Source organism: Faecalibacterium sp. AF28-13AC, assembly GCF_003478405.1.
In the GTDB taxonomy this organism is placed as follows: domain Bacteria; phylum Bacillota; class Clostridia; order Oscillospirales; family Ruminococcaceae; genus Faecalibacterium; species Faecalibacterium prausnitzii_E.
In genome coordinates this window covers 45,300-71,984 of sequence record NZ_QUFG01000005.1, presented here as the reverse complement: position 1 = coordinate 71,984, position 26,685 = coordinate 45,300, and the positions used below count along the sequence as shown (strand labels likewise).

Annotated in this window: 27 protein-coding genes; 26 read left to right on the top strand and 1 reads right to left on the bottom strand. The window is 59.0% G+C overall.

Annotated features, from left to right (window positions below; translation table 11 throughout):
* Nucleotides 1–225: 225 nt before the first annotated feature.
* The 22 genes from DWY95_RS08190 (at nucleotide 226) to DWY95_RS08090 (ending at nucleotide 19,835) form a co-directional block, all read left to right on the top strand.
* Entirely contained in the window at nucleotides 226–687 is a 462-nt protein-coding gene (locus DWY95_RS08190) for a hypothetical protein (RefSeq protein ID WP_118553114.1), read from the top strand.
* Nucleotides 680–1,171 (top strand): hypothetical protein, encoded by a 492-nt coding sequence (locus DWY95_RS16805; RefSeq protein ID WP_147365937.1) that lies wholly within the window; start codon nucleotides 680–682, stop codon nucleotides 1,169–1,171. Before DWY95_RS08190 ends, DWY95_RS16805 begins: the two co-directional genes overlap by 8 nt.
* Nucleotides 1,161–1,568, top strand: coding sequence for a hypothetical protein (locus tag DWY95_RS08180; protein ID WP_147365936.1), 408 nt, complete (start codon nucleotides 1,161–1,163; stop codon nucleotides 1,566–1,568). Before DWY95_RS16805 ends, DWY95_RS08180 begins: the two co-directional genes overlap by 11 nt.
* A gap of 5 nt (nucleotides 1,569–1,573) precedes the next feature.
* Nucleotides 1,574–1,771, top strand: a complete 198-nt coding sequence (locus tag DWY95_RS16800; RefSeq protein WP_147365935.1) for a hypothetical protein — start codon at nucleotides 1,574–1,576, stop codon at nucleotides 1,769–1,771.
* Nucleotides 1,768–2,595 (top strand): bifunctional 5,10-methylenetetrahydrofolate dehydrogenase/5,10-methenyltetrahydrofolate cyclohydrolase, encoded by an 828-nt coding sequence (locus tag DWY95_RS08175; RefSeq protein ID WP_118553111.1) that lies wholly within the window; start codon nucleotides 1,768–1,770, stop codon nucleotides 2,593–2,595. Before DWY95_RS16800 ends, DWY95_RS08175 begins: the two co-directional genes overlap by 4 nt.
* On the top strand, nucleotides 2,592–2,786 hold the full coding sequence (locus DWY95_RS08170) for an excisionase (protein WP_118553110.1): 195 nt from the start codon (nucleotides 2,592–2,594) through the stop codon (nucleotides 2,784–2,786). Before DWY95_RS08175 ends, DWY95_RS08170 begins: the two co-directional genes overlap by 4 nt.
* 81 nt (nucleotides 2,787–2,867) lie before the next feature.
* The gene (locus tag DWY95_RS08165) at nucleotides 2,868–4,028 is read left to right on the top strand and encodes a site-specific integrase (RefSeq protein ID WP_118553109.1); all 1,161 of its coding nucleotides are present in this window, start codon (nucleotides 2,868–2,870) and stop codon (nucleotides 4,026–4,028) included.
* Nucleotides 4,029–4,246: 218 nt separating this feature from the next.
* On the top strand, nucleotides 4,247–5,566 hold the full coding sequence (locus DWY95_RS08160; protein WP_097792098.1) for a carboxyl transferase domain-containing protein: 1,320 nt from the start codon (nucleotides 4,247–4,249) through the stop codon (nucleotides 5,564–5,566).
* A 56-nt stretch (nucleotides 5,567–5,622) separates the two neighbouring features.
* Nucleotides 5,623–6,000 carry a biotin/lipoyl-containing protein gene (locus DWY95_RS08155; protein ID WP_118553108.1) on the top strand — a complete coding sequence of 126 codons (378 nt, stop codon included), beginning with the start codon at nucleotides 5,623–5,625 and terminating at the stop codon, nucleotides 5,998–6,000.
* Between the two features lie 23 nt (nucleotides 6,001–6,023).
* Entirely contained in the window at nucleotides 6,024–7,427 is a 1,404-nt protein-coding gene (locus tag DWY95_RS08150) for an oxaloacetate decarboxylase subunit alpha (RefSeq protein WP_118553107.1), read from the top strand.
* A 241-nt stretch (nucleotides 7,428–7,668) separates the two neighbouring features.
* Complete coding sequence (locus DWY95_RS08145; RefSeq protein WP_097792101.1) at nucleotides 7,669–8,547, top strand: YicC/YloC family endoribonuclease; 879 nt, start codon at nucleotides 7,669–7,671, stop codon at nucleotides 8,545–8,547.
* A 30-nt stretch (nucleotides 8,548–8,577) separates the two neighbouring features.
* Nucleotides 8,578–8,847, top strand: a complete 270-nt coding sequence (locus DWY95_RS08140) for a DUF370 domain-containing protein (protein ID WP_055187832.1) — start codon at nucleotides 8,578–8,580, stop codon at nucleotides 8,845–8,847.
* A 2-nt stretch (nucleotides 8,848–8,849) separates the two neighbouring features.
* Complete coding sequence (gene gmk / locus DWY95_RS08135) at nucleotides 8,850–9,422, top strand: guanylate kinase (RefSeq protein WP_118553106.1); 573 nt, start codon at nucleotides 8,850–8,852, stop codon at nucleotides 9,420–9,422.
* Nucleotides 9,423–9,444: 22 nt separating this feature from the next.
* The gene (priA, locus tag DWY95_RS08130) at nucleotides 9,445–11,706 is read left to right on the top strand and encodes a primosomal protein N' (protein ID WP_118553105.1); all 2,262 of its coding nucleotides are present in this window, start codon (nucleotides 9,445–9,447) and stop codon (nucleotides 11,704–11,706) included.
* A gap of 29 nt (nucleotides 11,707–11,735) precedes the next feature.
* Nucleotides 11,736–12,272: a peptide deformylase gene (gene def / locus DWY95_RS08125; protein WP_097792104.1), complete on the top strand. Its 537-nt coding sequence runs from the start codon at nucleotides 11,736–11,738 to the stop codon at nucleotides 12,270–12,272.
* Nucleotides 12,272–13,192 carry a methionyl-tRNA formyltransferase gene (gene fmt / locus DWY95_RS08120; protein ID WP_118553104.1) on the top strand — a complete coding sequence of 307 codons (921 nt, stop codon included), beginning with the start codon at nucleotides 12,272–12,274 and terminating at the stop codon, nucleotides 13,190–13,192. Before def ends, fmt begins: the two co-directional genes overlap by 1 nt.
* A complete protein-coding gene (gene rsmB / locus DWY95_RS08115) occupies nucleotides 13,189–14,511 on the top strand; it encodes a 16S rRNA (cytosine(967)-C(5))-methyltransferase RsmB (protein WP_118553103.1) in 1,323 nt (440 codons plus the stop codon). The genes fmt and rsmB overlap by 4 nt, the downstream gene beginning before the upstream one ends.
* Before the next feature lie 35 nt (nucleotides 14,512–14,546).
* Nucleotides 14,547–15,587: a 23S rRNA (adenine(2503)-C(2))-methyltransferase RlmN gene (gene rlmN / locus DWY95_RS08110; RefSeq protein ID WP_118553102.1), complete on the top strand. Its 1,041-nt coding sequence runs from the start codon at nucleotides 14,547–14,549 to the stop codon at nucleotides 15,585–15,587.
* A gap of 15 nt (nucleotides 15,588–15,602) precedes the next feature.
* Entirely contained in the window at nucleotides 15,603–16,352 is a 750-nt protein-coding gene (locus DWY95_RS08105) for a Stp1/IreP family PP2C-type Ser/Thr phosphatase (RefSeq protein ID WP_118553101.1), read from the top strand.
* Nucleotides 16,345–18,228 carry a Stk1 family PASTA domain-containing Ser/Thr kinase gene (pknB, locus tag DWY95_RS08100; RefSeq protein WP_118553100.1) on the top strand — a complete coding sequence of 628 codons (1,884 nt, stop codon included), beginning with the start codon at nucleotides 16,345–16,347 and terminating at the stop codon, nucleotides 18,226–18,228. The genes DWY95_RS08105 and pknB overlap by 8 nt, the downstream gene beginning before the upstream one ends.
* Before the next feature lie 10 nt (nucleotides 18,229–18,238).
* Nucleotides 18,239–19,117, top strand: a complete 879-nt coding sequence (gene rsgA, locus DWY95_RS08095; RefSeq protein WP_118553099.1) for a ribosome small subunit-dependent GTPase A — start codon at nucleotides 18,239–18,241, stop codon at nucleotides 19,115–19,117.
* 70 nt (nucleotides 19,118–19,187) lie between these two features.
* Nucleotides 19,188–19,835, top strand: coding sequence for a thiamine diphosphokinase (locus tag DWY95_RS08090; RefSeq protein WP_118553098.1), 648 nt, complete (start codon nucleotides 19,188–19,190; stop codon nucleotides 19,833–19,835).
* A 188-nt stretch (nucleotides 19,836–20,023) separates the two neighbouring features.
* On the opposite strand, the gene DWY95_RS08085 is transcribed toward DWY95_RS08090, so the two are convergent.
* Nucleotides 20,024–21,583 (bottom strand): peptide ABC transporter substrate-binding protein, encoded by a 1,560-nt coding sequence (locus DWY95_RS08085; RefSeq protein ID WP_243082674.1) that lies wholly within the window; start codon nucleotides 21,581–21,583, stop codon nucleotides 20,024–20,026.
* A gap of 210 nt (nucleotides 21,584–21,793) precedes the next feature.
* Here DWY95_RS08085 and murD point away from each other — a divergent pair, with 210 nt between their 5' ends.
* From murD to DWY95_RS08065, 4 genes are all read left to right on the top strand, one after another.
* Nucleotides 21,794–23,191, top strand: a complete 1,398-nt coding sequence (gene murD / locus DWY95_RS08080; protein ID WP_118553096.1) for a UDP-N-acetylmuramoyl-L-alanine--D-glutamate ligase — start codon at nucleotides 21,794–21,796, stop codon at nucleotides 23,189–23,191.
* Nucleotides 23,188–23,952, top strand: coding sequence for a GNAT family N-acetyltransferase (locus DWY95_RS08075; RefSeq protein ID WP_118553095.1), 765 nt, complete (start codon nucleotides 23,188–23,190; stop codon nucleotides 23,950–23,952). The genes murD and DWY95_RS08075 overlap by 4 nt, the downstream gene beginning before the upstream one ends.
* A 60-nt stretch (nucleotides 23,953–24,012) precedes the next feature.
* Nucleotides 24,013–25,278 carry a methionine gamma-lyase family protein gene (locus DWY95_RS08070; protein WP_118553094.1) on the top strand — a complete coding sequence of 422 codons (1,266 nt, stop codon included), beginning with the start codon at nucleotides 24,013–24,015 and terminating at the stop codon, nucleotides 25,276–25,278.
* A 72-nt stretch (nucleotides 25,279–25,350) separates the two neighbouring features.
* Nucleotides 25,351–26,667: a C1 family peptidase gene (locus DWY95_RS08065; protein ID WP_158577540.1), complete on the top strand. Its 1,317-nt coding sequence runs from the start codon at nucleotides 25,351–25,353 to the stop codon at nucleotides 26,665–26,667.
* The last annotated feature ends 18 nt before the right edge of the window (nucleotides 26,668–26,685 follow it).

Here is a 26,685-nt window from a genome sequence, read left to right as displayed (position 1 = left end):
TGTGATTTGTAAAGCGTGCGAAAAGATTGAAGAGTGGTGTAATAGATGAGAAAGATGTCACTAAAAGAGATGAATAGAATGTACCATCTTCGAGAGCATGGCCGTTCTAAAAAGGTTCGTAAAAAGAATCACCATCGGGCGCAAAAATATCTTAATAGATTTGGTGTCATTCCTTACGATTACGAAAAATACATTTAAGAACTAGACTTTTATGAGGTAGATTGAATGGACGATAGATTTTCAATCGAAAAGAATCACTGGGAAATACAAAATCCAGAATGGGAAAGCTATTCTCATTTCATCTGCACTAAAGACCATTATTGGACTGGTGTACACGGTATCAGCAACTATTTTCTTCAATATAAGAATTTTAGCAGAAGTAAACCAGTCGAACGATTTTCTGTAGAATGGCCGAACTTCGTAGAGCACATGTGGTTTATCCATTGGCGTGGCCCATGGGATTATATTTTTGCTTCATATAAATTATCCGAAATCAAACGATTTTTAGAACTTGATATTGAAGTCATTAAAAAGAACCATTGGCCGGATGGCCGTTGCACTTGCTACAGTATTTATGACTACGTGACGAAAAAATGGTACTATTTTAAAATCGAAAATTTGGGAACATTTTATGGATGCACGTGGCCGTTGGGTGATGATACGTGGGAGGTGATTAGTTGTGACTAAACAAATAGGCTATTATAAATCTGACTGGTATATTATGGGCATTGATGGAAAATATAACAATGCCTGTATCTCGCATACAGAATCGCAGCTTCGATATACAGTTCCAAGGTCGCCAGAATGGACCATCAACGGATTGGGTTTTGCTTACCTTAGAGAACATGGATTTGAAGATTATCCTGAACTCTATGGTATTGTATTCTATGATATGGAGTGGTGGAGACGAAAACGCTATCCTGGTGACTTCTATGTAGAGATACCAATTTGCGATTTGTGTGCGGACACCTTTCATTTAAAATTTCGTTGCAAGGAATTTCGTGTACATCAATGGTCTAACTTGCGTAAAGAAACAAAATGGGTGAAAGGCAAAAGTAACCACACTATTTGTGAGCTCGCCCATAAATTACCGCATGAAGAGTTTATTGAGTATTTGAAAGATAATGGCATCTATATTATAAATGAAAGTGGTGTTGAACTTGGATGGTAATAACAAAAAACTAACTCTTGGAGAAAAGATCTTGTTTTTGACAGTCGGTGTACTCATTACTCTTATTGTTGGATATTTTGTATGGGCGATTGGCGACGGTATCTATCGTCATTATAATCCGATTGAGTGGACTGCCACTATTGAGGAACTGGAACCGGGCATCTACGGATATACATCTACTATGGTATCTAATGTTCCAGCAGAAAATTACGAGATGCTTACGGTTCTTTGCAATGGCACTTATATGAATATCAAAGGACATGTAAAAATTGTATATGATAGCAACGCTCCATATATCGAATATAAGTCAACCAATACTGTCAATGCTGACTCTGTAATAATTCATGTTCAAAAAGGACAGATTAAAAATAATGGAGTTAGTACAGTAACGAGGTGATTCTTATGGAAGAATTAGGGCTTTATAAAGACCAAACAGAATATTATAAAAGATCAATCGAAGATCTACTGTGCCATTATACTGATAGCTGTGGCATGTGTACGGCTAATTTAGATTGCAGTGAATGCGTTGTGAATGATTTTATCAATCAGTTACGAAATATTCTGTATAGTAGTAGTGAGTATAAAGGAGGTTCACAATGATTATTGATTGCAAATCTATTGCACAAGATATCAAGGATAAAATCAAGAATATTATCGCAGAAGCCGACTACGCTCCTATTTTATATATTTATCAAGTAGGGGACAACCCTGCATCCAACGCTTATATTCGCGGTAAACTGCGCGATTGCGAAGAGGTTGGAATCGAAGCGGAGCTTATCAAGCTGCCAGAAAATATTACTGAAGACGAATTAAACAATAAAATACTGGAAGATTATAACTGGGAAGATGTGGACGGTATCATCGTCCAGCTTCCACTGCCAAAACATATCAATCCCAAAAATATCTACATTCCAGACGCAGTTGATGTTGATGGTTTTAATACTACATCTCAATTTCAACCTTGCACTCCGCTGGGCGTTATGAAGATTTTCGACTCCATCGGTTACGATCTGGATGGCAAAAATGTGCTTGTGTGTGGTCAGTCTGATATCGTAGGTCGTCCGCTGGTCGATATGCTGATTAAACGGCACTGTAATGTGATCTCTGTTAATAGTACGGGCTCCGCCATGAAAGCCACTGCTTTCGAATTTGGAATGGTCGATGTGATCATCTCTGCAGTCGGAAAACGCGATTTAATTACACCTCTTGGCCTTAATCGAGTTGAGGTCTGCATCGATGTTGGTATCAACTATGACGAGAATGGTAAGCAGCACGGTGACTGTGCCGACGCTGTTTATGGGATGGAAGATATCAAGGTTACACCTCGTATCGGCGGTGTTGGGCTAATGACCAGGGCGATGCTTCTTTATAATGTATGCGTGGCAAAGTATGGAGAAGAGAAGATGGAGAAGGTGATTGAATGAAGGAAGTTCCCATCTGGGAAAAAGCCGCATTGACGATAGAAGAAGCTGCGGCCTATTCGAATATCGGCCAATGTAAATTGCGCGAACTTATCGCAATGCAAAATTGTCCTTTTGTAATGTTTGTAGGGAAAAAACAATTGGTAAAGCGAAAAGCATTTGAAAAATACATAGATCAAACGTATTCAATTTAAATAAAACTGGAAATTTAAGCCATGGTGTGATATAATCAAGGTGTCACATCGTGGCTCTTTATATAAAGTAAGGAGCCTATTATGGAACGACGCAAAGACAATAAAGGTAAAGTTCTTAAAGAAGGTGAGAGTCAAAGAAAAGACGGTACGTACCAATACCGCTGGACAGATCAACTTGGAAAAAGACACACAATATATGCCAAAGATTTAAAAACACTAAGAGAAAAGAAGAACAATTCAGAACTAAACAAATTTGAGACACAGTGCACAAAAACAGTTTTTGAACTTGTCAAGGATTATCTCAAATTAAAAGAAAGCGCAACGAAAATAAGCACGGCTTATGAATATGAGTCTAGGCTTAGAAAATTAGATACTTGTTTTATTGCCACTGTTAAATATACAGATGTGAAAAGATCGGATGCTATAAAATTAGCAAAAGAACTTTACGATGCAGGAAACTCGTATGGAACAATATCTAATTTCTTGTCAATGTTAAGACAGGCATATCAAATAGAATACGAAGACGGGACAATTGATAACAACCCATTTTGTTTCAAATTAAGCAGTGTTATTCCGAATCAAAAAAGAACAAAATACGCATTATCAGAAGAACAATATTCAAACATTCTGACTCTGTTGAATACATCCGGGAAAGCGTATAAAAAGCACTTGAATGAAATAATTGTTCTTTATGAAACAGGGATAAGAATTAGTGAATTGTGTGGGTTGACAATAACTGATGTTGATTTTAAGAATCGCAAGCTCCATATAAATCATCAGCTTCTTTGGGATAAAAGTAAAGGATATTATATACAAACGCCAAAAAGTCAACAAGGCATAAGAAATATTCCGTTGACAAAACAATGTGCTGAAGCGTTAAAAAATATAATACTCGAACAAAGTAAGCGTCAAACAGAAACTATGATAGATGGACATGTTGGATTCTTATTTCTTAAATCAGACGGTACTCCAAAACGAGGAAAAGACTTTACTTCGTATTTTGAAATAATAAACAAAAAATATCAAACATTGTATGAAGATGACTCATTTCATATCACCCCACACACTTTTAGACACACCTTCTGTTCTCGTATGATAAAATCTGGTCTTGACATTAAATCTGTCCAATATCTAATGGGACACGCAACTTCAAAGATGACGCTGGAGGTATACGCTCATGTGACTTCTGAAGACGCAGAGGAAGCCTTCTGGAAAGCGTTTCCACAGGTCGTGGGAGAATAAGAGATTTACACCAATCACTACACCAATTTTTCGAAAATTATATCAAAAGGCATGAACTTATATTACGATGATGTTTTTTGAAGATCTCAAATGTTTCGATATAACGTGATTTATAAAGATGTATAAAATTATATCAAACGTCTTGAAATCCGACAAAAAATATAGTATAATAAATCTAATTTTGAAAGCTCAAAATAGACAAAGCAGGAGGTCTTACCATGGCTTCAAAGATCAACAAAGGAGAAATCCTCGCCAAGTTTTTCGATGACGGGGAATATACCGCACTGTTTGCGGACGGCGCGGTGAGCGCTGCCTGCGGCTATGCGGCTGGCCAGCAGGCCTACGCCGTCTACCAGAACGGCGAGGCAGTCACCGTGAAGGACGTTGAGAAGAACATCAAGGTCCTCGAAATGGCTGCTCAGACGGGCTGCCCCGTGGTCACGTTCTACAACTCGGTCGGCGCAAAGCTGGCAGAGGGTCTGGACGTTCTGACCGCGACCGCCAAGCTGAACGCTGCCATCGCCAAGGTGTCCGGCGTCGTGCCCCAGGTGGCAGTCGTCACCGGCGTGTGCGGCGGTACCAGCGCCCTGAACGCTGCCAGCGCAGATGTCTGCGTCATGGCAAAGGACGCCGAGCTGTTCTTCACCGCGCCCTTCACCTCTGCCGCCAAGGGCGACAAGGTCGCAGATGCAGGCTCCGCTGAGGCTGCTGCCAAGGCTGGTGTTGCTGCCATCGTGGCCGAGAGCGCTGCCGAGGCTGCCGAGAAGGCTGCCCACATCGTGGGTCTGCTGCCCGCCAACAACCTGACCGGCCCCGCCATCTTCGAGTTCGAGCAGCCCACCGCGGTCCTGGCCGCTGGTGCCGCTCCGGAGAAGGCTGCTGCTGCCCTCATTGATAAGGACAGCGCCGTGGAGCTGTTTGCAGGCTTCGGCAAGAGCGTCTACACCGCATTTGCTACCATCGGCGGCAACGCGGTCGGCGTGGTGGCGACCGGTGAGCAGCTGTGCCACAACTGCGTGTCCAAGGCTTCCCGCTTCGTCCGCCTGTGCGACGCCTTCAGCGTCCCCGTGCTGACCATCGTGGACACCAAGGGCTTCGTTCCCAGCGCGACCGACGACATCGCCGGCGGCATCCGTGAGGCTGCCCGTCTGGCTGCCACCTATGCAGACGCCACCACCGCAAAGGTCGCTCTGCTGGCTGGCAAGGCTGTGGGCCCGGTCTACACCGCTCTGGCCAATGCCGACCTGAAGATCGCCGTCAACGGCTGCGTGGTCAGCGCTCTGGAGCCCAACGCTGCCGTCTCCGTTCTGTACAAGAGCGAGATCGACGCTTCCGACAACATCATCGCTGCGACCAACGCCAAGGCTGCTGCCTACACCGCCGAGGTGTGCAGTGCCGCCAATGCTGTGGCCTGCGGCGCTGCCGATATGACCTGCGACGCTGCCAACGCACGCGCAAGCGTTGTGGCTGCATTTGAGCTGCTGAGCACCAAGCGTGCTGCCCGCCTGCCCAAGAAGCACGGCAACATGGCTCTGTAAGCGTTCCGATCGTAAAACGTACATAGGATAAATGATTGATTCAGGAGGGTCCTTCCATGAAGTATTACAATATTACCGTCAATGGTGTTGCTTACAGCGTCTCCGTTGAGGAGACCGCCGCTGGCGCAGCTCCCGTTGCTGCTGCCGCTCCCGCTGCTCCCAAGGCTCCGGCTGCTCCTGCTGCCGCTCCCAAGGCTGCTGCTCCTGCCGGTGCTGCCGGTGCTGTCACCGTCAAGGCTCCCATGCCCGGCAACATCCTGGATGTCAAGGTCGCAGCCGGTGCATCCGTCAAGGCTGGCGACGTACTGGTCATCCTGGAGGCCATGAAGATGGAGAACGAGATCGTCGCTCCGCAGGACGGCACCGTTGCTTCCGTCAATGTCAACAAGGGCGACACCGTCAACTCCGGTGACGTTCTCGTCTCCATGAACTGAGAACGAAGGGAGAGGTGACAACCATGGCCAAAAAGCCGATCAAGATCACGGAAGTCGTCCTGCGCGATGCGCACCAGTCTCTGCTGGCCACCCGTATGACGATGGACGACATGCGTCCCATCCTGCCCGAAATGGATAAGATCCCGTATTTCTCTGTCGAGTGCTGGGGCGGCGCTACCTTCGATAGCTGCATCCGCTTCCTCGACGAGGACCCCTGGGAACGTCTGCGCATCCTGCGCAAGGAGCTGCCCCACCAGAAGCTGCAGATGCTGTTCCGCGGCCAGAACATGCTGGGCTACCGCCCCTATGCAGATGACGCCGTCGAGTACTTCGTGCAGAAGTCTGTTGCCAACGGCATCGACGTCATCCGCATCTTCGACGCACTGAACGACGCCCGCAACCTGCAGACCGCCATCAAGGCAGCCAACAAGGAAAAGGCACATGTGCAGGGCTGCATCAGCTACACCCTGAGCCCCGTGCACAACAACGAGTACTACGTCAAGTATGCCAAGACCCTGGAAGAGATGGGCGCAGACTCCATCTGCATCAAGGATATGGCTGGCCTGCTGACTCCGTACACCTGCTACGACCTGGTCAAGGAGCTGAAGAACACCCTGTCCATCCCGGTCGATATCCACAGCCACTACACCGCCGGTCTGGCTTCCATGTCCCTGCTGAAGGGCATCGAGGCCGGTGCCGACATCGTCGATACCGCCATGAGCCCCCTGAGCGGCGGCACCAGCCACATGGCGACCGAGAGCCTGGTCGCAGCTCTGCAGGGCACCGATTACGATACCGGTCTGGACCTGAAGCAGCTGAACGTCGTCCGCGCATACTTCGCAAAGCTGCGCGAGAAGTACATCGCCAACGGCCAGATCAGCCCGAAGTCTCTGGGCGTCGATGCCAACACCCTGCTGTATCAGGTGCCGGGCGGCATGTTCTCCAACATGCTCAAGCAGCTGAAGGATGCCGGCAAGGAAGACAAGCTGGACGAAGTGCTGGCTGAGATTCCCCGCGTTCGTGAGGACGCCGGTTATCCTCCGCTGGTCACCCCCACCAGCCAGATCGTTGGCACCCAGGCCGTCTTCAACGTCATCCTGGGCGAGCGCTACAAGATGGTCACCAAGGAGTTCAAGGGCCTGGTCCACGGCGACTACGGCAAGACTCCCGCTCCCATCAGCGCCGAGTTCACCAAGAAGATCCTGGGCGACGAAAAGCCCATCACCTGCCGCTTCGCCGACACCCTTGCTCCTGAGATGGACAAGCTGAAGACCGAAGCCGCCAAGTGGGCAACGCAGGAAGAGGATGTTCTGACCTACGCCATGTTCCCGCAGGTCGCACCCAAGTTCTTCGAGAAGCGCAATGCCAAGAAGCAGGGCGTGGACGCTGACCACGCAGACTACACCAACCAGTCTCATCCTGTCTAATGGAATCTCTCTGGCCCCTCGCAGTTTTGCGGGGGGCTTTTTGTGTCTGCGGAGCAGCGGTGCCGTTTGTGTGACTTTTTCGTGGCAAAAGCTGATTTTTTCGCCGCATTGCTTGCAAAAACGGGGCCAGCAGAGTAAAATGATAGCATATGTATCGTAACATGGGCGGGTGTGCCCAAAAGCGGATACATATACTGGAATTTGTCCGCAGAAAACCTATGTCAGAAGAGGAAATTTGACCATGATTTTAAGTATGACCGGTTTTGGCCGGGGCACAGCGGTGCGCAATGGCCGTGAGATCACGGTGGAGCTGCGCAGCGTCAACTCTCGGTACTTTGAGTATTCGTCCCGGATGCCCCGGACCTGCAGCTATATGGACAGCCGCCTGAAAAAGCAGCTGAACGAGCAGATCACCCGCGGCAAGGTGGAACTGAGCCTGACGGTGCAGAACGTGGACGCCGCCGACACCGTCGTCACCGTGAACCGGGAGCTGGCCAGAAGCTACCAGCAGGCCCTGCGGGACCTGTCCGAGGAGCTTTGCATCAAGAACGACACCTCCGCCAGCCTCATTGCCCGCTTCCCGGACGTCCTCGCCACCCGCCACGCGGATGTGGACGAGGAGCAGCTGTGGGAGGATGTCTCTGCCGTCACGGCGCAGGCGCTGGAAACGTTCGTGCAGATGCGCGCTGCCGAGGGTGCTAAGATGAAAGCCGACGTCGAGAGCCGCCTGTGCTTTCTGGAAGAGTGCGTCGGCAGGGTAGAGACGCTGAGCGCAGGCCGGGTGGAAGCCTACACCAACCGCCTGTATGAGAAGCTCAAGGTCATCCTGGAAGACCGGAACATCGACGATGCCCGCGTCCTGACCGAGGCCGCCATCTTCGGTGACAAGACCGCAGTGGACGAGGAGACCGTCCGCCTGCGCAGCCACATTGCCCAGTACCGCTCCATTCTGGAGCTGGATGAGCCGGTGGGCCGCAAGCTGGATTTCCTGACCCAGGAACTCAACCGCGAGACCAACACCATCGGTTCCAAGTGCCAGGATCTGGACATCACCCGCGTGGTGGTGGATATGAAGGCGGAGATCGAAAAGATCCGCGAACAGATCCAGAATCTGGAGTAACGTATTGATACATTCGGATCGGAGGAGAAGATGAAGCTCATCAACATCGGTTTTGGCAATCTGGTCAGCGCCGGGCGCGTGGTGGCCGTCGTCAGCCCGGACTCTGCGCCGGTCAAGCGTCTGGTCAAGGAAGCGCGGGAACGCGGGATGCTGATCGATGCGTCCTATGGGCGCAGCACCCGCGCGGTGCTCATCATGGACTCCGACCATGTCGTTCTGTCAGCCCTTCAGCCGGAAACGGTGGCCAGCCGCGCCGCCGGGCAGGCTGAGGGCAAAGGCTCAGAGGAGGAACAAAAATAAAGATGGAAAATGAAAAGTATCTGTTTGTGGTATCCGGTGCAGCGGGTACTGGCAAGGACAGCGTGGTCAATGCACTGCGCGCTGCGCACCCGGAGATCGAGAAGACCGTCTCCGCCACCACCCGTTCGCCCCGCCCCGGCGAGCAGGAGGGCGTGGATTACTACTACCGCAGCCAGGAGCAGTTCCAGCAGCTCATCGCAAACGACGAGGTCGTGGAATACAATTTCTACAACGGCAATTACTACGGCACTCTGAAAGAGGAGATCCACAGGCGGTTGGAAGCCGGCAAGCTGGTCGTGCTGGTCATTGATGTCCACGGCGCGGCCAACATCCGCCGGATGTTCCCCGGTGCCACCACCATCTTCCTGCTGCCGCCGTCGGTGGAGGAGCTGGAGCGCCGTCTGCGCGGCCGCGGCACCGAGACCGAGGAAAGCATCCGTGAGCGTCTGGCTACGGCCCGGAACGAGCTGGCCCAGCAGGACGACTTCACCCTGAAGCTGGTCAACAATGAGGTCGCCGCCTGCGCCGACGCGCTCTATCAGGTCATCTGCCAGCGGGCGGGCCTCGCACACTGAAACCAAACCCGGAGGAAGCTGAATGCCAAAAACGGTCGGAGTCGCCGTGAGCAACGCGACGTTCCACTTCGATAAACTGTATACCTACGCAGTCATGCCCGACCAGCAGGATGCCGTCCGGCTGGGCAGCATGGTGCTGGTGCCGTTCGGGCGGGGGAGCCGTGCCCGGATGGGCGTGGTGCTGGCCTGCGACGCCGAACCGGAGAACTCGAAGCTGAAATTCCTCTTCGATGTGGCCCCCGCTTCCGCCTGCCTGACGCCGGAACTGCTGCGGCTGGTGCATTTTTTGAAAGAACGCACCTTCTGCACCTACTATGAGGCCGTCAAGGCCGTCATCCCGTATGGGGCGCAGTACAAGCCCGCCGTGGCGGCGGACGGTGTGACGCCGGTGCTGCAAAAGCAGCTGGTCCGCCATACCGAGAACGCTTACAAGCTGGTGGGCACCCTGCCGCCCAAGCCGAAGCCGACGGCCAAGCAACTGGCGGCAGTGGCCCTGCTGGGCGGGGGAGAACGCACCCAGACCGAACTCGAAGAAAAGGGCATCAGCCGAGCTGTGCTGGACAATCTCTGCACCAAGGGTGTGCTGGAATGCAGCAAGGTGAACAAATCCATCGACCTGTATGCGAGCATCCCGCTGAAAAACGAACCCATCCTTCTGACGAGCGAACAGCAGGCTGCATACGATGCCCTGCTGCCGCACCTCGAAGATGCCGAACCCCATTCGGCGCTGCTCTACGGCGTGACCGGCAGCGGCAAAACGCTGGTCTTCCTCAAGCTCATCGAGCGGTGTTTGCAGCTGGGACGGCGGGCGCTGGTGCTTGTGCCGGAGATCAGCCTGACCCCCCAGATGATCCTGCGGCTGAAGAGCCAGTTCGGCAGGCGGGTGGCCGTGCAGCACTCGGCCCTCAACCACACGGAACGGCTGCTCCAGTGGCAGATGATCCAGGACGGCGGGGCCGACATCGTGGTGGGTACTCGCAGCGCCATCTTTTCGCCACTGGAAAACATCGGCCTCGTCATCATCGACGAGGAGCAGGAGCACACCTACCGTTCCGAATCCGCGCCCCGCTACGCCGCCCACGAGGTGGCCCGGCAGCGCGCGGCCGAGAATGGGGCACTGCTCCTGCTGGCCAGCGCGACCCCCAGCACCGAGAGCTACTTTGCAGCCCAGCATGGACGCACCCAGCTGGTGCGGCTGACCCAGCGGTACGGCGGCAACCCGCTGCCCCATGTCGAGATCGTCGATATGCGGGCCGAGCTGGCCTCCGGCAACCCGCGCGAGATCAGCCTGGCGCTCGAAGACGCCATCCGCCGCAATCTGGAAGCGGAAAAGCAGACCATCCTGCTGCTCAACCGCCGGGGCTACCAGACCATCGCCCAGTGTGAGGACTGCCGCGAGGTGCTCAAATGCGCAAAGTGCAGCGTCCCGATGGTCTACCACAAATCGGCGCACAAGCTGCTCTGCCACTACTGCGGCAGCCAGCTGGACCCGCCCCCGCAAAAATGCCCTGCCTGCGGTGGAACATTGCAGTACCGCGGCTTCGGCACCCAGAAGGCCGAGGAGGAGCTGGCAAAGCTCTTCCCGGAGGCGCGCATCCTGCGGATGGATCAGGACTCCACCGCTGCCAAGGATGCACACGAAAAGCTGCTGGCCCGGTTCGCCCGCCGCGAGTACGACATCATGGTGGGCACCCAGATGGTGGCCAAGGGGCTGGATTTCGAGGATGTGACCCTGGTGGGCGTCCTCGGCATCGACTCGCTCCTGTTCGCCCAGGGCTTCCGGGCGTATGAGACCGTGTTCAGCCTCATCACGCAGGTGGTGGGCCGGAGCGGCCGGGCCAAAGACCCCGGTTTTGCCATCATCCAGACCACCGACCCCGATAACCCGGTGCTCAACCTCGCTGCCGCGCAGGACTACGACGCCTTCTTTGAGCAGGAGATCGCTTACCGGAAGCTGGGGCTGTACCCGCCGTTCTGCGGGCTGTGCGTTGTGGGCTTTTCGGGCCTGAAGGAGAGCGAGGTGGCCCGCGCCGCCGCCCGGTTCGCGGCCCTGCTGGGCCGACAGGCGGCAAAACAGCCGGAGCTGCCTCTCCGGGTGCTCGGCCCCACCCCCGGCAATATCGAAAAGATCAACGGAAACTACCGCTACAAACTCACCGTCAAGTGCCGCAACGACCGCCGCTTCCGCGATCTGATGCGCGAAACGCTGGGCCTTTACGAGCAGGAAAAGCTGCCTGCCAAAGCCACCGTCGTCGTAGACCTGCACTCGGACGGAGATATCTGATACGAACAACTGATTTGGAGGTACCAACTATGGCTATCCGCAACATCGTGAAAGAGGGCGACCCCATCCTGAACAAGGTCTGCCGCCCGGTGACCAATTTTGATGACCGTCTGGCGACTCTGCTGGACGACATGCGCGAGACCATGATCGACGCCGACGGCGTGGGTCTGGCCGGCCCGCAGGTGGGGATGCTGCGCCGCCTGTTCGTCGTGTGGGATACCACCGACGCCCCGGAGGAGATCCCCGCAGATTACGAGTACAAGTTCATCGACTTCGTGAACCCGGAGATCCTCGCGGTGTCCGAGGATGAGGAGACCGCCTATGAGGGCTGCCTGTCCTTCCCCGGCCACAACGGCGCAGTGACCCGCCCGGCTGCTGTCAAAGTCCGCGCACAGGACCGCAACGGCAACTGGTTCGAGCTGGAGGCCGAGGGTCTGCTGGCCCGCTGCATCCAGCATGAGAACGACCATCTGGACGGCATCACCATCATGCAGTCCAGCGAGTATTTCTATGAGGACACCGAAGAGGGCAAAAAGGCTGCCCGCGAAGCGAAAGGAAACAAGTAATGCGCATTCTGTTCATGGGCACACCGGACATTGCCGCCGAGTGCCTGAAGGCTCTGTATGCCGCCGGGCATGACATCTGCGGCGTATACACCCGCCGCGACAAGCCGGTGGGCCGCAAGCAGGTGCTCACCGCACCCCCGGTCAAGGAAGTGGCGCTGGAGCACGGCACACCGGTCTTCCAGCCCCGCACCCTGCGGGACGGCGGCGAGGATGCCAACATCCAGGCGCTGGCCCCGGAGCTGATCGTGGTGGTGGCCTATGGGTGCATCCTGCCCGCCAGTGTGCTCCAGGCCCCCAGGTATGGCTGCATCAACCTGCATGTTTCGCTGCTGCCGAAGTACCGCGGCAGTGCCCCGGTGCAGTGGGCCGTCCTGAACGGCGACACAGAGACGGGCGTTTCCATCATGCAGATGGACGAAGGGCTGGACACCGGCGATGTTCTCGTCTGTGAGAAGATGGCCATCGGTCCCGAAGAGACCAGCGGCGAACTGTTCGACCGGGTGACGGCAGTCGGTGCCCGCGTCCTCTGCGAGACCATCCCGCAGATCGCGGCAGGCACCCTCCGGCCCCAGCCGCAGGATCACGCCCATGCGACCCTCGCGCCCATGCTCGACAAGGAGCTGGCCGAGTTCCGGCTCACCGACTCCGCCGCCCACATCCACGACTGGGTGCGCGGCATGAACCCATGGCCCATGGCCTGGTTCACCACCTCCGGCGGCAAAAAGGTCAAGGTGACCGAGTGCCGCGCGGTGCCTTCCCACGGCGAAGCGCCCGGCACGGTGCTGGCGACCCGGCCCCTGACCGTGGCCTGCGCCGAGGGTGCCATCCAGCTGCTGCATGTGGTGCCGGAGGGCAAGAAGCCCATGGACGGCACCTCGTTTGCAGCAGGTCTGCGGCTCAAAGCGGGGGACTGCCTGTGAGCGGGCCGAATCCCCGCGCGGCGGCAGTCTCGGCGCTGGTGAAGCAGGAGCAGGACGGCTTTTCCAACCTCGTCCTGGATGCCGAACTGAAGCGTCAGCAGCTCGAAGGCCGCGACAAAGCGTTTGCCAGCGCCATTTTTTACACGGTGCTGGAACATCGGGGCACACTGGACTACATGCTCGGCCAGTTCCTGCCCAAGGGCCTTGCCAAGCTGGACGCTCCCGTCCGGGAGATTTTACGCTCCGCTCTGGCCCAGGCCCGGTATATGCAGGTGCCCGCATCGGCGGCCGTCAATGAGGCGGTCAAGCTGACCCGCGCGTTCCGAAAATCCAGCGCAGCGGGGCTGGTCAATGCCGTGCTGCGCCGTGCCTGCACCTACGACCTGAGCACCGCCCGGTTCCGGAATGAGACCGAGCGGCTGATGGTGCTGGGCTCTGCCGGGAAAGATGTGGCGGACTTCCTCCGCATCCATTACCCGGACGAGGCGCTGGGCATCCTGACCTATGCGGCCGACGGCGGCAGGACCAGCCTGCGGGTCAACCCGCTCAAGGCCGATGCCGCCACCCTCTGCGAAAAGCTGGCGGCGCTGGGCGCAGCGGCCGAGCCGGGCCTTGTGCCGGGCAGTGTGCTGGCCGCATTTGAGGGAAGCCCTGCCGAGAACGCGTGGTTCCGGCAGGGGTACTACCACGTCGAAGGGCAGGCCAGCCAGTTGGCGGCGCTCTGCGTGGAGGCAAAGCCCGGCGAAACGGTGCTGGACCTCTGCGCGGCCCCCGGCGGCAAGACGCTCCTGCTGGCCGAGGAAATGCAGGGGACCGGCCGTCTCGTCAGCTGCGATGCAGCCGAGAACCGCGTCCGCCTCATCCGCACGGCAGTGGAGCGGATGGGCTTTGCCAATGTCGAAACCCTCTGCAACGATGCCACCCGGCAGAACCCCAGCCTGCCCCAGGCCGACCGCATCCTGGTGGACGCCCCCTGCAGCGGCCTGGGCATCCTGGCCAAAAAGCCGGATATCCGCTACAAAACGCTGGACAAGGCCCGCCACGATGAATTATTGGCCACCCAGTCGGCCATTCTGGACACAGCGGCCTCTCTGCTCAAGGCGGGCGGGCGGCTGGTCTACTCCACCTGCACCATCGACCCGGCCGAAAACGAAGAGCAGGTGGCGGCATTCCTTGCTCGTCACCCGGAATTTTCCGTCGTGACGTCCGAGGTGCCGTTCCCGGCCGGGATGACGGTGGGGGAGCACGGAGCCCTTTCGGTGCCTACCCGCACCGGGATGGACGGCTTTTTCCTCTGCGCGATGCAAAAAGCGCAATGAGGCGGCCGCCTGAATCGTATCAATAGGAGAACACCATGGAACAAAAACGCTGCATTTCCTCCCTGACGCTGGAACAGCTGGCCGCAGAGCTCAAGGCGCTGGGCCAGCCCGGTTTCCGGGCCAAGCAGATCTTCCACTGGGTCCACCAGAAGCTGGTCACGGAGTTTTCCGCCATGACCGACCAGCCCAAGACCCTGCTGGCGACGCTGGAGGAACATTTCTACATCGCGGCCCCGCAGATCGAGCGCCGCCAGGAGGCCAAGGACGGCACGGTCAAATACCTGCTGCGGATGGCCGACGGCAACTGCATCGAAACGGTCGTCATGCGCTACCACTACGGCAACACGGTCTGCGTCTCCACGCAGGTGGGCTGCCGGATGGGCTGCCGCTTCTGCGCGTCCACTCAGGCGGGCCGCGTCCGCAACCTGGAAGCCGGTGAGATCTGCTCCGAGATCTACACCGCGCAGAAGGACATCGGGGAGCGCATCTCCCACATCGTGCTCATGGGCATCGGCGAGCCGCTGGACAATTTCGACGAAGTGATGCGATTCCTTGAGAATATCACCTCGCCCGAAGGCGTCAACATCGGGATGCGGAACATCAGCCTTTCCACCTGCGGTCTGGTGCCGAAGATCGACCAGCTGGCCGAGAAAAAGCTGCAGCTCACCCTTTCCGTCTCGCTCCATGCGCCCAACAATGAGATCCGCAGCGGCATGATGCCCGTGAACGATGCCTACCCCGTGGAGCAGCTGATGCAGGCGGTCCGCCGCTATCAGGACACCACGGGCCGACGGGTCAGCTTCGAGTATTCGATGGTGCGCGGCGTCAACGATTCCGATGCCTGCGCAAAGCAGCTGGCAAACCTCATCCGGGGCATGGGCGCACATGTCAACCTCATCCCCATCAACCCGGTGGACGGCAGCCCCTACTCCGCCACCGATGCCGCCAACGTCCGCCGGTTCCAGCAGAAGCTGGAGAGCCTCGGCGTCAACGCCACGGTCCGCCGCCGTCTGGGCAGCGAGATCAGCGCCGCCTGCGGCCAGCTGCGCCGCGACGAGATGAACGGCAAAGCCTGACAAAAGGAGAATCCTATGAAACTTGCAGGAAAAACAGATGTCGGCCGCGTCCGTCAGGAGAACCAGGACGATTATCGGGCCGGGGAGCTGCCCGGCGGCGCGGTGTGGGCGCTGGTCTGCGACGGCATGGGCGGCGCGAAGGGCGGCCGCGAAGCCTCACAGGGGGCGTGCAATGTTATCGAGAATTTCTTTCAGGAGCAATACGCCCAGTGCGGGGCAGGGCAGGAGGAGCCGTTTCTGAAAAAAGCGCTCCTCTATGCCAACCGCTTCGTGTTCCAGAAGGCCGCGCATGAAGAAGCGCTGGCCGGCATGGGCACCACGGCAGTCTGCGCGCTGGTGCGCAGCGGCAATGTCTACCTCTGCCATGCGGGCGACTCCCGCGCCTACCTCATCCGGGATGGGAAGCTGACCCAGCTCACCCACGACCACTCCTACGTGCAGGAGCTCGTGGACTGCGGCACCATCACCGAGGAGGAAGCCGAGCATCACCCCCAGAAGAACATCATCACCAAAGCGCTGGGCGTGGATTACCGGCTGGAGCCGGAGTTCACCGCCGCGAAGCTCAAGCGGGAAGACCGGCTGCTGCTCTGCACCGACGGCCTGACCAACATGGTGCCGGTGGAGGAGATGGAAGAGCTGCTGGCGCAGGGTGCGTTCTACGACCTGCCCGACCGCCTCATCGAGGCAGCCAACGCCCACGGCGGCTCGGATAACATCACGGCGCTGCTGCTGGCCGTGGAGCCGACGGAGGTGGAGCATGGATAATCTGATCGGCAAGACCCTCGATGGCCTGTACACCGTCCGGGAGCTGATCGGCACCGGCGGCATGGCCAACGTCTACAAGGCGGTCGTGGGGCCGGGCGGGCCGGTGCCGGAGGGCACGGTCGTAGCCGTCAAGGTGCTGCGGCAGGAGCTCATGCACGACCCCGACCTCGTCCGCCGCTTCAAGAACGAATCCAAGGCCATCTCGCTGCTCAATCACCCCAACATTGTCAAGGTGTACGATGTCTCGGTCAGCGAGAAGCTGCAATATATCGTGATGGAATACGTGGACGGCATGACGCTGCGGGAGTACCTCAACGAGCGCGGCGGCAGGCTGACCAGCCGGGAAACGGTGCATTTCATCTCCCAGATCCTCAAAGCGCTGGACCATGCCCACCGCAACGGCGTGGTGCATCGGGACATCAAGCCCCAGAACATCATGCTGCTGGACAACGGCCAGCTGCGGATGATGGACTTCGGCATTGCCCGCATCTCCCGCGCCGAGAACCAGCTTTCCGGCGGCAAGGCGATGGGCAGCGTCCATTATATCAGCCCGGAACAGGCCAAGGGCGACGAGACCGATTTTACCAGCGACATCTATTCGGTGGGCGTCATGATGTACGAGATGCTTTCGGGGCATCTGCCGTTTGACGCCGACGATGTGGTGGAGGTGGCCATCAAGCAGATCACCGACAAGCCCAAGAGCCTGCAGGAGCTGGCCCCCACCGTGCCCCACGGCCTGGTGGAGATCACCGAACGCGCCATGGCAAAGCGGCCCGAAAACCGCTACGCCAGCGCCGCCGAGATGCTGGGGGCACTGAACGCCTACGTGGAAGACCCGTCCATCGTGTTCAATTACACCTATCTCCCCGATGAAATTCCTGAAAAGGTGGTGGAGCACCCCGTGAAAACCAAAAAAGAAGCCCCGGAACCGAAAAAGACCCGCAAAAGCAAAAAGAAAAAGCCCATCTTCCTGCCGGTGCTGTTCGGCATCACCGTTGCGTTCGCGCTGGCCTGCATGGCGCTGTGCTGGACCATCCTCAACGATTCCAGCACCCTGATGAGCGAAAAGGCCGACATCGTGCTGGCCGATTACAGCGGCATGACCCAGGATGAGGTGAACGCCCAGCCGCAGGTCTCCTCCGGCCAGATCACCGTCAACTGGGAGCAGTCGTACAGCAACGACTACGCGGCCGGTTATGTCTACCGGCAGTCGCCGGTGGCGGGCCGCACTGTCCGCGAGGGCCAGAGCGTGACCCTGACCATCAGCCTCGGCATCCAGTACGTCACCGTGCCGGATGTGACCAACTATCTGCAGGCCGATGGAGAACAGCAGCTCAAGAGCCTCGGCGTCTCGGTGCTGATCACCCAGGCCGTGGACGACACCGTGGCGGCAGGCTCCATCATCCGCACCGACCCTGCCGCCGGCAGCCAGGTGGCGGTGGGCTCCACCGTTGTGGTCTATGTGAGCCGCCCGCAGGTCAGCACCACGGCCAAGGTGCCGTCTCTGGTGGGCCTGTCCAACGTGAACGATGCCCGCACCCTGCTGGTGCAGAACAAGCTGGGCCTGGGCAGCACCACCGAGCAGTACAGCGACAAGCCTGCCGGTACCATCATCGGGCAGAACCCTGCCGCCGGTTCCACCGTCAAGGTGAACAGCCGCGTCAGCGTGACCGTCAGCGCAGGGCCCGAACCTGTGCCGGAGACCCCGGCCGAGGAGCCCGGCAGCACCTCGGAGAGCGGCAGTTCCAGCGCCAGCAGCTCCGGCGGCGACTGGTGGAGCGGCCTTGTGGGCGGTGGCTCTTCCTCCTCCAGCGACTCTTCCGGTTCCAGCTCCGGCACCGGCCTGAGCGACTGGTGGAGCGCGCTGCTGTCGTAACGGAGGAGCCATGAACGGTTATATTGTAAAAGGCATCGGCGGCTTCTACTACGTCCGGACCGAAGCGGGCATCATCGAGTGCAAGCCGCGCGGCATCTTCCGTAAACAGAAGATCACCCCCGTGGCGGGCGACGAGGTGGCGGTGGAGACCGAGAACGGCGCTTCCGTCATCGCGGAGATCGCGCCCCGCAAAAACGTCTTCGTCCGTCCGCCGGTGGCCAATCTGGATGTGCTGTTCCTCGTGGCCAGCACCACCCAGCCCACCCCCAGCACCCTCGTGCTGGATAAGCTGTCGGCCATCGCGGTGGACAAGGGCGTCCAGCCGGTCATCGTCTGCACCAAGGCAGACCTCGGCGAGGCGGAGTTCCTCCGCAAAGCATACGAGCGCTCGACTCTGCCCTTCATCGCCATCCACTACGACACCGGCGAGGGTCTGGACGAGGTAAAGCAGTGGATCGCCGGGCGGCTCTGCGCCTTCTGCGGCAACTCCGGCGTGGGCAAGTCCACGCTGCTGAACGCCCTGCTGCCGGAGGCCGAGCGGGAGACCAGCGCCATCAGCCAGAAGCTGGGCCGCGGCCGCCATACCACCCGCGAGGTGACCATTTTTGAGGCGTTCGGCGGCCGCATTGCCGACACGCCCGGCTTCGCCAGCCTGGAAGCCAACCGCGCCGGGTTCATCCCGAAGGAGAACCTGGAACATGCGTTCCCGGAGTTCGGGCCGTATCTTGGTGAATGCCAGTTCACGGGCTGCTCCCACCGCACGGAAAAGGGCTGCGCCGTCCGCGCGGCACTGGCCGAGGGCCGGCTCTCCCAGACCCGGTACGACAGCTACTGCGCCATGTACGACGAGGTCAAGGACGTCAAGGACTGGCAGCGGCCGAAGTTCTGACCGCTGTATTGCAAACCAGAGAAAGCTCCTCCGGCCGGGGGAGCTTTCTTCGAGTGAAGAGAGGAAACTTATGTCACGCTGTGTGATCGTATCTGCCTGCCCGGTCTCGCCGGAGCTGAAGCACCTGCTGCGGCCCGATGACCTCATCATCGCCTGCGACGCGGGCTACCGCAACTGTGCGCCGCTGGGCTGCAAACCGGACATCATCGTCGGCGACTTCGACACCGCACCCTGCCCGGAGCAGCAGGATGACGTCATCGTCCTGCCCCACGTCAAGGACGACACCGACACCGAATATGCGGCGAAGCTTGCCTCCGAAAAAGGCTGCTCCGAGGTGCTGCTGCTGGGCGCGCTGGGCGGCAGACGGCTGGAACACACCCTTGCGAACCTCTGCACCGGTCTGGGGCTGGAGCAGCGGGGCGTGCGCGCTACGCTGCAAGATGAGCGCAGCCGCATCACCTTCGTCCGCGCCGGCGAGGAGCGCACCTACCCGAAGGCGGAGTTCTTCTACGTTTCTGTCTTCCCACTGGAGGGCCGGGCGGAGGGCGTCTGCGAGCGCGGCTCCTACTATGAGCTGACGGATGCCGTCCTCACGGCAGGGTATCCGCTGGGCGTCAGCAACGAGTACGCTGAAGGCTCGGATTGCATTACCATCTCCACCCGCAAGGGGGCGCTGGTCGTGGTCGAGACCCTGCCGGATACGCCCATCCTGCGCTGAGCGATGCACGTTTTGCGCCGCTGCCGCTTATACTGTGGTATCACACAACGAAAGGCGGGAGTTGGATGCAGGTCGTCGTCATCAAAAGCCCGAAGTGTCTGCGCGGGATCCTGCGCCGGTTGTTCGGCATCAAAACCTGAAGAAACAACAAGACCCTCTGTGCCGTTCGCACAGGGGGCCTTGCGTTTTTATTCCTTTGTGGCATACGTCAGGTCGAGCACCGGGCCGAAGGGGTCAAAGATGAGGTTTTTGACGCCCGAAGCGATCAACAGACGCTTCTGCTGGGAAAAGAGGGGGACCACGACGCAGTCGCTGAGCAGCTGGCGTTCGCAGTCGCCCAGCAGGCGGCAGCGGGTGGAACCGTTGGCGTGGGTGCTGGCTTCCAGCTGGGTGGCATACAGGGCGTTGGAATAGCCGGTCAGCCCGCCGCCTGCGGGGGTAAACTGGGCCAGCGTATTGTACACGCTGCCGCTCTCAGCACTGACGGGGGCCAGCGCGATGGTATAATCTCCCTCGGCCAGGCGCTTGCGGAAGGTCTCCTCGTCCACCTCCTCGATGGAGAAGAAGAGGGAAAGCTCCTTCTGCCAGGCCCCGTTGATGGTCTCGGCGGCCTCGTTCAGGCCGCACCCGGCGGGGAGCATCAGGGTGATCTTATTGAAGTCGGAGTTCGCCATGCCCTGCCGCGCGGCAAGGTAGAGCGCCTTGACATCCACAGGAGCAGGGGAGACATCTCCCACGGTGTCGCGGTAGTTCATGCCGTCTACATTCAGCCCGGCGGGGATGAGGTTGTCCGCTGTGGCAAACAGCTCGGTGGAAGGCACCTCGGCGGCGTCCCGCGCCACTCCGGCCAGCGCCTGCCGCAGCTCGGTGGAGGAAAAGATCGTATTGCAGTTGAACAGCAGGCTCCAGGTGGTGTCGGAGTAGGAGATGGAGGACAGCGAGGTGGTGCTGCCGGTGGCGTCCACCGCTGCCGAGCACTTTTCACTGTTGATGAGTTCAATGGCTGACTGGTCGGCGTTGTTGGTGTTCTGGACCAGGCGCAGGCTGTCGATGCGGGTGCCGGAAGGCTCCCGCCGCAGGAACAGACCGCTGGACGTCCAGTTGTAGAGGTAGAACGGCCCGCTGGAAAGGGTGGTCTTGGCAGTGAGGCCGTAAGTGCCGCGGGTGGAGTTGAAAAACTCTTCGTCGCAGGGCATCGCGCCGGGCAGCGTCAGCTTGGAGAGAAAATTCTCGTCCGGGCTGCTCAGGCGGAACACCAGCGTCAGCGGCCCGCTGGCCGAAACACCGAGGGCGCTTTCCGGCAATTGCCCGGCCAATACTTCGGCGCTGTTCTCAAGGGCCGAAAACTCCACGGCGTAGGGGGAGTTCGTGGCAGCGCGGAACATCCGCCGGAAGGCGAAGACGAAATCCTCCGCCGTGATGGCATAGTCGGAAGCCGTGCCCTTGGCAACCGTGTAGGTCAGGCCGTCCTTCAGATAAAAGGTATAGGTCTTCCGGTCGGCGGAGACCTCCCACCGTTCGCATAGGGCAGGTTCCAGCTGGCCGTCCGGGTCTTTGCGGACAAGGCCGCTGTAAAGGTTCTCGCAGGCGATGACGTCCGACGCAGCCGAAGCCACCTGCGGGTCAAGATTCGCGGGGATGGTGTCCACGAACCAGGTAAAGCTGTTGGAGCCTGAACCGCAGCCGGTCAGGGTCAGGAACAAAAGGGCCGTCAGAACCGCGGCGGCCAGGCGGAAACGGTGTTTCAAAAAAAGCGCTCCTTGCAGATGATGATGGATACGTCCAGTATAACGGAAAGCGTCGAAAAAGACAATTATCTTTTTGTGAATTTCGATGACCTTTCGGTGCATTTTCGCGGTCTGTGCGGGTTGGGCGTTGCGTATTGTGCGGAAAAGGTGTAGAATGAAGAGCAGCAAGAGCTTGTTACAGAAACACTTTATAGAGGAGGTTCTGTTTTTATGCAGAAAGAACAGCAGCAGCTCGCAGAGCTGGTCAAGGGCAAAAAGGTCGCATTCATCGGCGCGGGCGTCAGCCACAAGACCCTGATCGAGGAGTTCGTGGGCCTGGGTGCGCATGTCACCCTCTGCGATAAAAAGAACAGCGTGGACGACTTTGGCAGCTACGCCGAGACCATCCGCCGCCTGGGCATCGACCTGAGCCTGGGCGAGCATTACATGGACGGCTTCCGGGGCCAGGACATCATCCTGCGCACCCCCGGCTTTGAATATTACCAGAAGCCGCTGCAGGACGCCATCGCCGCAGGTACGCTGGTCACGAGCGAGGTCGAGCTTTTCTTTGACTACTGCCCCTGTGAGATCGTGGGCGTGACCGGCTCGGACGGCAAGACCACCACCACCACCCTCATCTCCAAGTTCTACGAGGCTGCGGGCCGCAAGGTGCATCTGGGCGGCAACATCGGTGCAGCTCTGCTGCCCATGCTGCCGGACGTTGCCCCGGAGGATGTGGCGGTCGTGGAACTGTCCAGCTTCCAGCTCATCAGTATGCGCAAGAGCCCGAAGATCGCGGTCGTCACCAACGTGACCCCGAACCATCTGGACCACCACAAGGATATGCAGGAGTACATCGACGCCAAGCGGAACATCCTGCTCCATCAGGTGCCGCCCTGCCGCGAAGTGCTGGGCTATGAGAACGACATCACCCGCAGCATGGTGCCCGACTGCAAGGGCAAACAGGTCTGGTTCACCCGCCTGCACGACACCGACAACGGCGCGTTCCTGCGCGGGGACGGGATGCTCTGCATGGCCGAGGACGGCGTCGTGACCCCGTTCCTGGCCCAGAAGGACATCAAACTGCGCGGCCTGCACAACATCGAGAACCTGCTGGCCGCTGCCGCCGCCGTCTGGGGTGAAGTGCCCGTTGAGGCCATCCAGAAGGTGGGCAGCACCTTCACCGGCGTGGAGCACCGCATCGAGCCGGTCCGTGTGCTGGATGGCGTGACCTACTACAACGACTCCATCGGCACCAGCCCCACCCGCACCATCGCGGGCCTGCGCAGCTTTGACCAGAAGGTCATCCTCATTGCAGGCGGCTACGACAAGCACATCCCCTATGAGCCGCTGGCCCCGGAGGTCATCGCGCACGTCAAGAACCTTGTGCTGATGGGTGCCACCGGCCCCCGCATCGAGAAGGCCGTCTGCGAACATCCGGACTTTGCAGCTTCCGGTCTGACCATCCAGCATGCCGACACCATGCAGCATGCTGTCGAGCTGGCCCGCGCCGCCGCACAGCCCGGCGATATCATCATCCTGTCTCCGGCCAGCGCATCCTTCGACCTGTACCCCAACTTCGAGGTGCGCGGCCGCGAGTTCAAGAAGATCGTCAACGAGCTGAAATGATCCGGCAGGCCACGACACCCCGCGCAAAACTGCGCTTTTACAACGCCTGCCGGGGCAAACTCTGCCTGGGGGCCACGATGCCGCTGGCGCTGGAGCTGCTGGGCAAGAGCCAGCCGGGCCGCTTTTTTGCCGGGCCTACGCTGGCGCTGGACATCGGCGGCAGCACGGCCTGGATGGCAGGCCACGCCAACCCCGAAGAGCTGGCCGGATTCCTGACCTTCTGCGGGTGCGGCGCCGTTGTGCTGGACGAAGCCGAGGCGGCCCCGCCCGCCGGGTGGACCCGTGCAAGACCCCACACCATCTTCGGCCTGACGCCGGGGCGGCAGCTTCCGGAGCCAGAGGCCGACGAAGCGCTCTGGGCCTCGCTGACCTTTGACCGGGACCCTCCGGCCCGCCCGGTGGCAGAGGCGCTTTTTCCGGCCCGGCCTGCCCGGCGGGATGACTTTTACTCTGAGCTGTGCACCAAGCGCAGCCGGGGCAGGGCCCGCGTCTGGGCGCTGTGGCAGGGGGAGACGCTTGCCTGCACCGTCGGGGCCTATGCCCTTGCCAATGGTCAGGCCTACATGGCCTGCGGGGAAACGGCCGAACCGCTGCGGGGCCGGGGCATCGGCGGGCGGCTCATCGTCCGGCTGGCGAACGAACTCTCGGCAGAAGGCTTCCAGCCTGTTTTCCTCTGCGCCCCCGAACGGGTGCACTTCTATACCCGTCTCGGCTTCGAAAAACTGGGCGAGTATGCGCGCTATGAAGCGCCCGCAAAGTAAAATCGGCGGGGATATCTCCACGTAAAAAATAATAAGAAACCCAAAGGATCGAATATGTCAATGTTAAGCCATTTTTTTGATTTCAAACCCGAAGTCCTGGCTCTGGATGAACAGGCCATGGAACTCTGCCAGCCCTATTTCCGGCACATGGAGGAGATCCGCGACTTTAACCAGCTCAAGATGCTGAAAGCCTTTGCGGACACCCAGATGTCCTCCACCGATATGCTGGGCACCACCGGCTACGGCCTGTGGGATACCGGCCGCGCCAAGCTGGAGCAGATCTTTGCGGAAGTGATGGGGGCCGAGGATGCCCTCGTCCGCAGCCAGTTCCAGAGCGGCACCCATACGCTGGCCGTGGCCCTGTTCGGCCTGCTGCGGGCAGGGGACACCCTGCTGGCTGCCACCGGCCGCCCCTACGATACGCTGGAAGGTGTCATCGGTCTGGACGGCAAAGGCAAGGGCACCGGTACTCTGATGGACTACGGCGTGAAGTACGACGAAGCCCCGCTGAAAGCGGACTTCACCCCGGATTATGACCTCATCGCCCAAAAGGCACCGGGGGCCAAGGTCTGCCACATCCAGCGCAGCCGGGGCTATCTGCAGCGGAATGCGTTCGATCTGGCCACCATCCGGAAGATCGCCGACACCGCCCGCGCCGCCAATCCGGAGATCATCGTCTTTGTGGACAACTGCTACGGCGAGTTCACCCAGACGGAAGAACCCTGCCAGGCCGGTGCCGACCTCGTGGTGGGCAGTCTCATCAAGAACCCCGGCGGCGGCATCGCCCCCACCGGCGGCTACATCGCAGGCCGCAAAGACCTCGTGGAACTCTGCGCCTACCGCCTGAACGCACCCGGCCTCGGCAAGGAGCTGGGCTGCACGCTGGATACCCCCCGCGATCTGTATCTGGGCTTCTACTATGCGCCCGGCGTCGTGTGTGAGGCCATCAAGACGGCCATTTATGCGCAGTGCCTGCTGGAACTGGTGGGCAAGACGCCCATCCCGCGCTACTGCGAGGACCACAACGACATCGTGACCTGCTTCGACGCCGGTACGGCGGATGCCCTCATCGGGTTCTGCCGCGGTGTGCAGGCGGCCAGCCCGGTGGACAGCTATGCGGCCCCGGAACCTTCGCCGGAACCGGGCTATACCGATGAGGTCATCATGGCCAGCGGCAGCTTTACCCAGGGCAGCACCATCGAGCTTTCCTGCGACGGCCCGCTGCGGGAGCCCTACACCTGCTATCTGCAAGGCGGCCTGAACTTTGCAGCCAGCCGTGCCGGTGTGCTGCTGGCCGTGCAGAACGCTTACTTTGGAGAACGTTGACGTAACGATCCCAGCCTGCTTCGTTCCATGGGCGCAGCGGGCCGGGCGGTAAAAGAAGAAAGTGTGAAACCAATGAACAAGGTAACTCCCATTGACGCTGAAATGCTGGCACGTTTTGAGCAGGGCTATGCGGCCCGCCCGGAGCTGCAGGTGATGTCCAATGCCATCTCCCGCACGGCTCTGCCGGACGCCGCCTTTGTGCCCGCTGCCGCCGCCAGATTGCAGATGGATTTCTCCGTTCTGGTCCAGACCAGCAACATCACCAACCAGAAGCAGAGCGGCCGCTGCTGGATGTTCTCTACCCTGAACGTCCTGCGCGAGCGGGTCATCCGGCAGTGCAAACTGGAGGATTTCTCCATCTCGCCCACCTATCTGGCCTTCTACGACAAGCTGGAAAAGGCAAACCTCTTCTTTGAGAACATCCTTCACTTTGCCGCGCAGGAGCTGGACGACCGCGAGACCTTCACTCTGCTGGGAAACCCGCTGCCCGATGGCGGCCAGTGGGATATGGCGGTCAGCCTCATCAAAAAGTACGGCGTCGTGCCCTCTTGGGTGATGCCGGAGACGGTGCACTCCACCGGCACGGCCAAGTATCTGCCTATCCTGAACCGCAAGCTGCGCGAGGATGCGCTGGAGCTCCGCGCCCTGGTCCGCGAAGGCAAAGACCCCTCGGCCCGCCGTGAGGAGATGCTGGCAGAGATCTACAACGCTCTGCGCATCCTCTACGGCCAGCCGCCCAAGACCTTCGATTTCGAGTACACCGATACCGACAAGGTCTACCACTGTGACCGCGGCCTGACCCCGAAGCAGTTCCTCGACAAGTACGTCGGCAGCGACTTCGACGACTATGCCGTCATCATCGCTTCGCCCATCCATGCGGTCAACCGCACCTACTGCCAGCCGTTTATGGGGGATGTGGTCGAGGACGGCATGTTCTGGCTCAACCTCTCGCAGGAGGAACTGGAAGACCTGACCATCCGCCAGCTGCAGGCCGGGGAGGGCGTCATGTTCAGCTGTGACTGCCACCCGGACGGCGACCGCGCCAACGGCTACTGGGACCCCGACTGCTTCCAGTACGGAGAGGTGCTGGGCGGGCTGACCTTTGGCATGACCAAGTCGGAGCGTCTGCTCACCCGCGACAGCACCATGAACCACTGCATGATGTTCTGCGGCGTCAATCTGGACGAGAACGGCACCGCCAACCGCTGGAAGATCGAGAACAGCTGGGGTGAGGAGGCCGGCCAGAAGGGCTACTACATCGGCAGCGAGAAGTGGTTCCAGGCCAACGTCTATCAGGTCACCGTCCGCAAGAGCCTGCTGAGCGATGCCCAGCGCGCCCTGCTGGCGCAGGAACCTCTGCCCATGAAGCTGTGGGACCCGCTGGCATAAATCAATCTTTAACCGCAA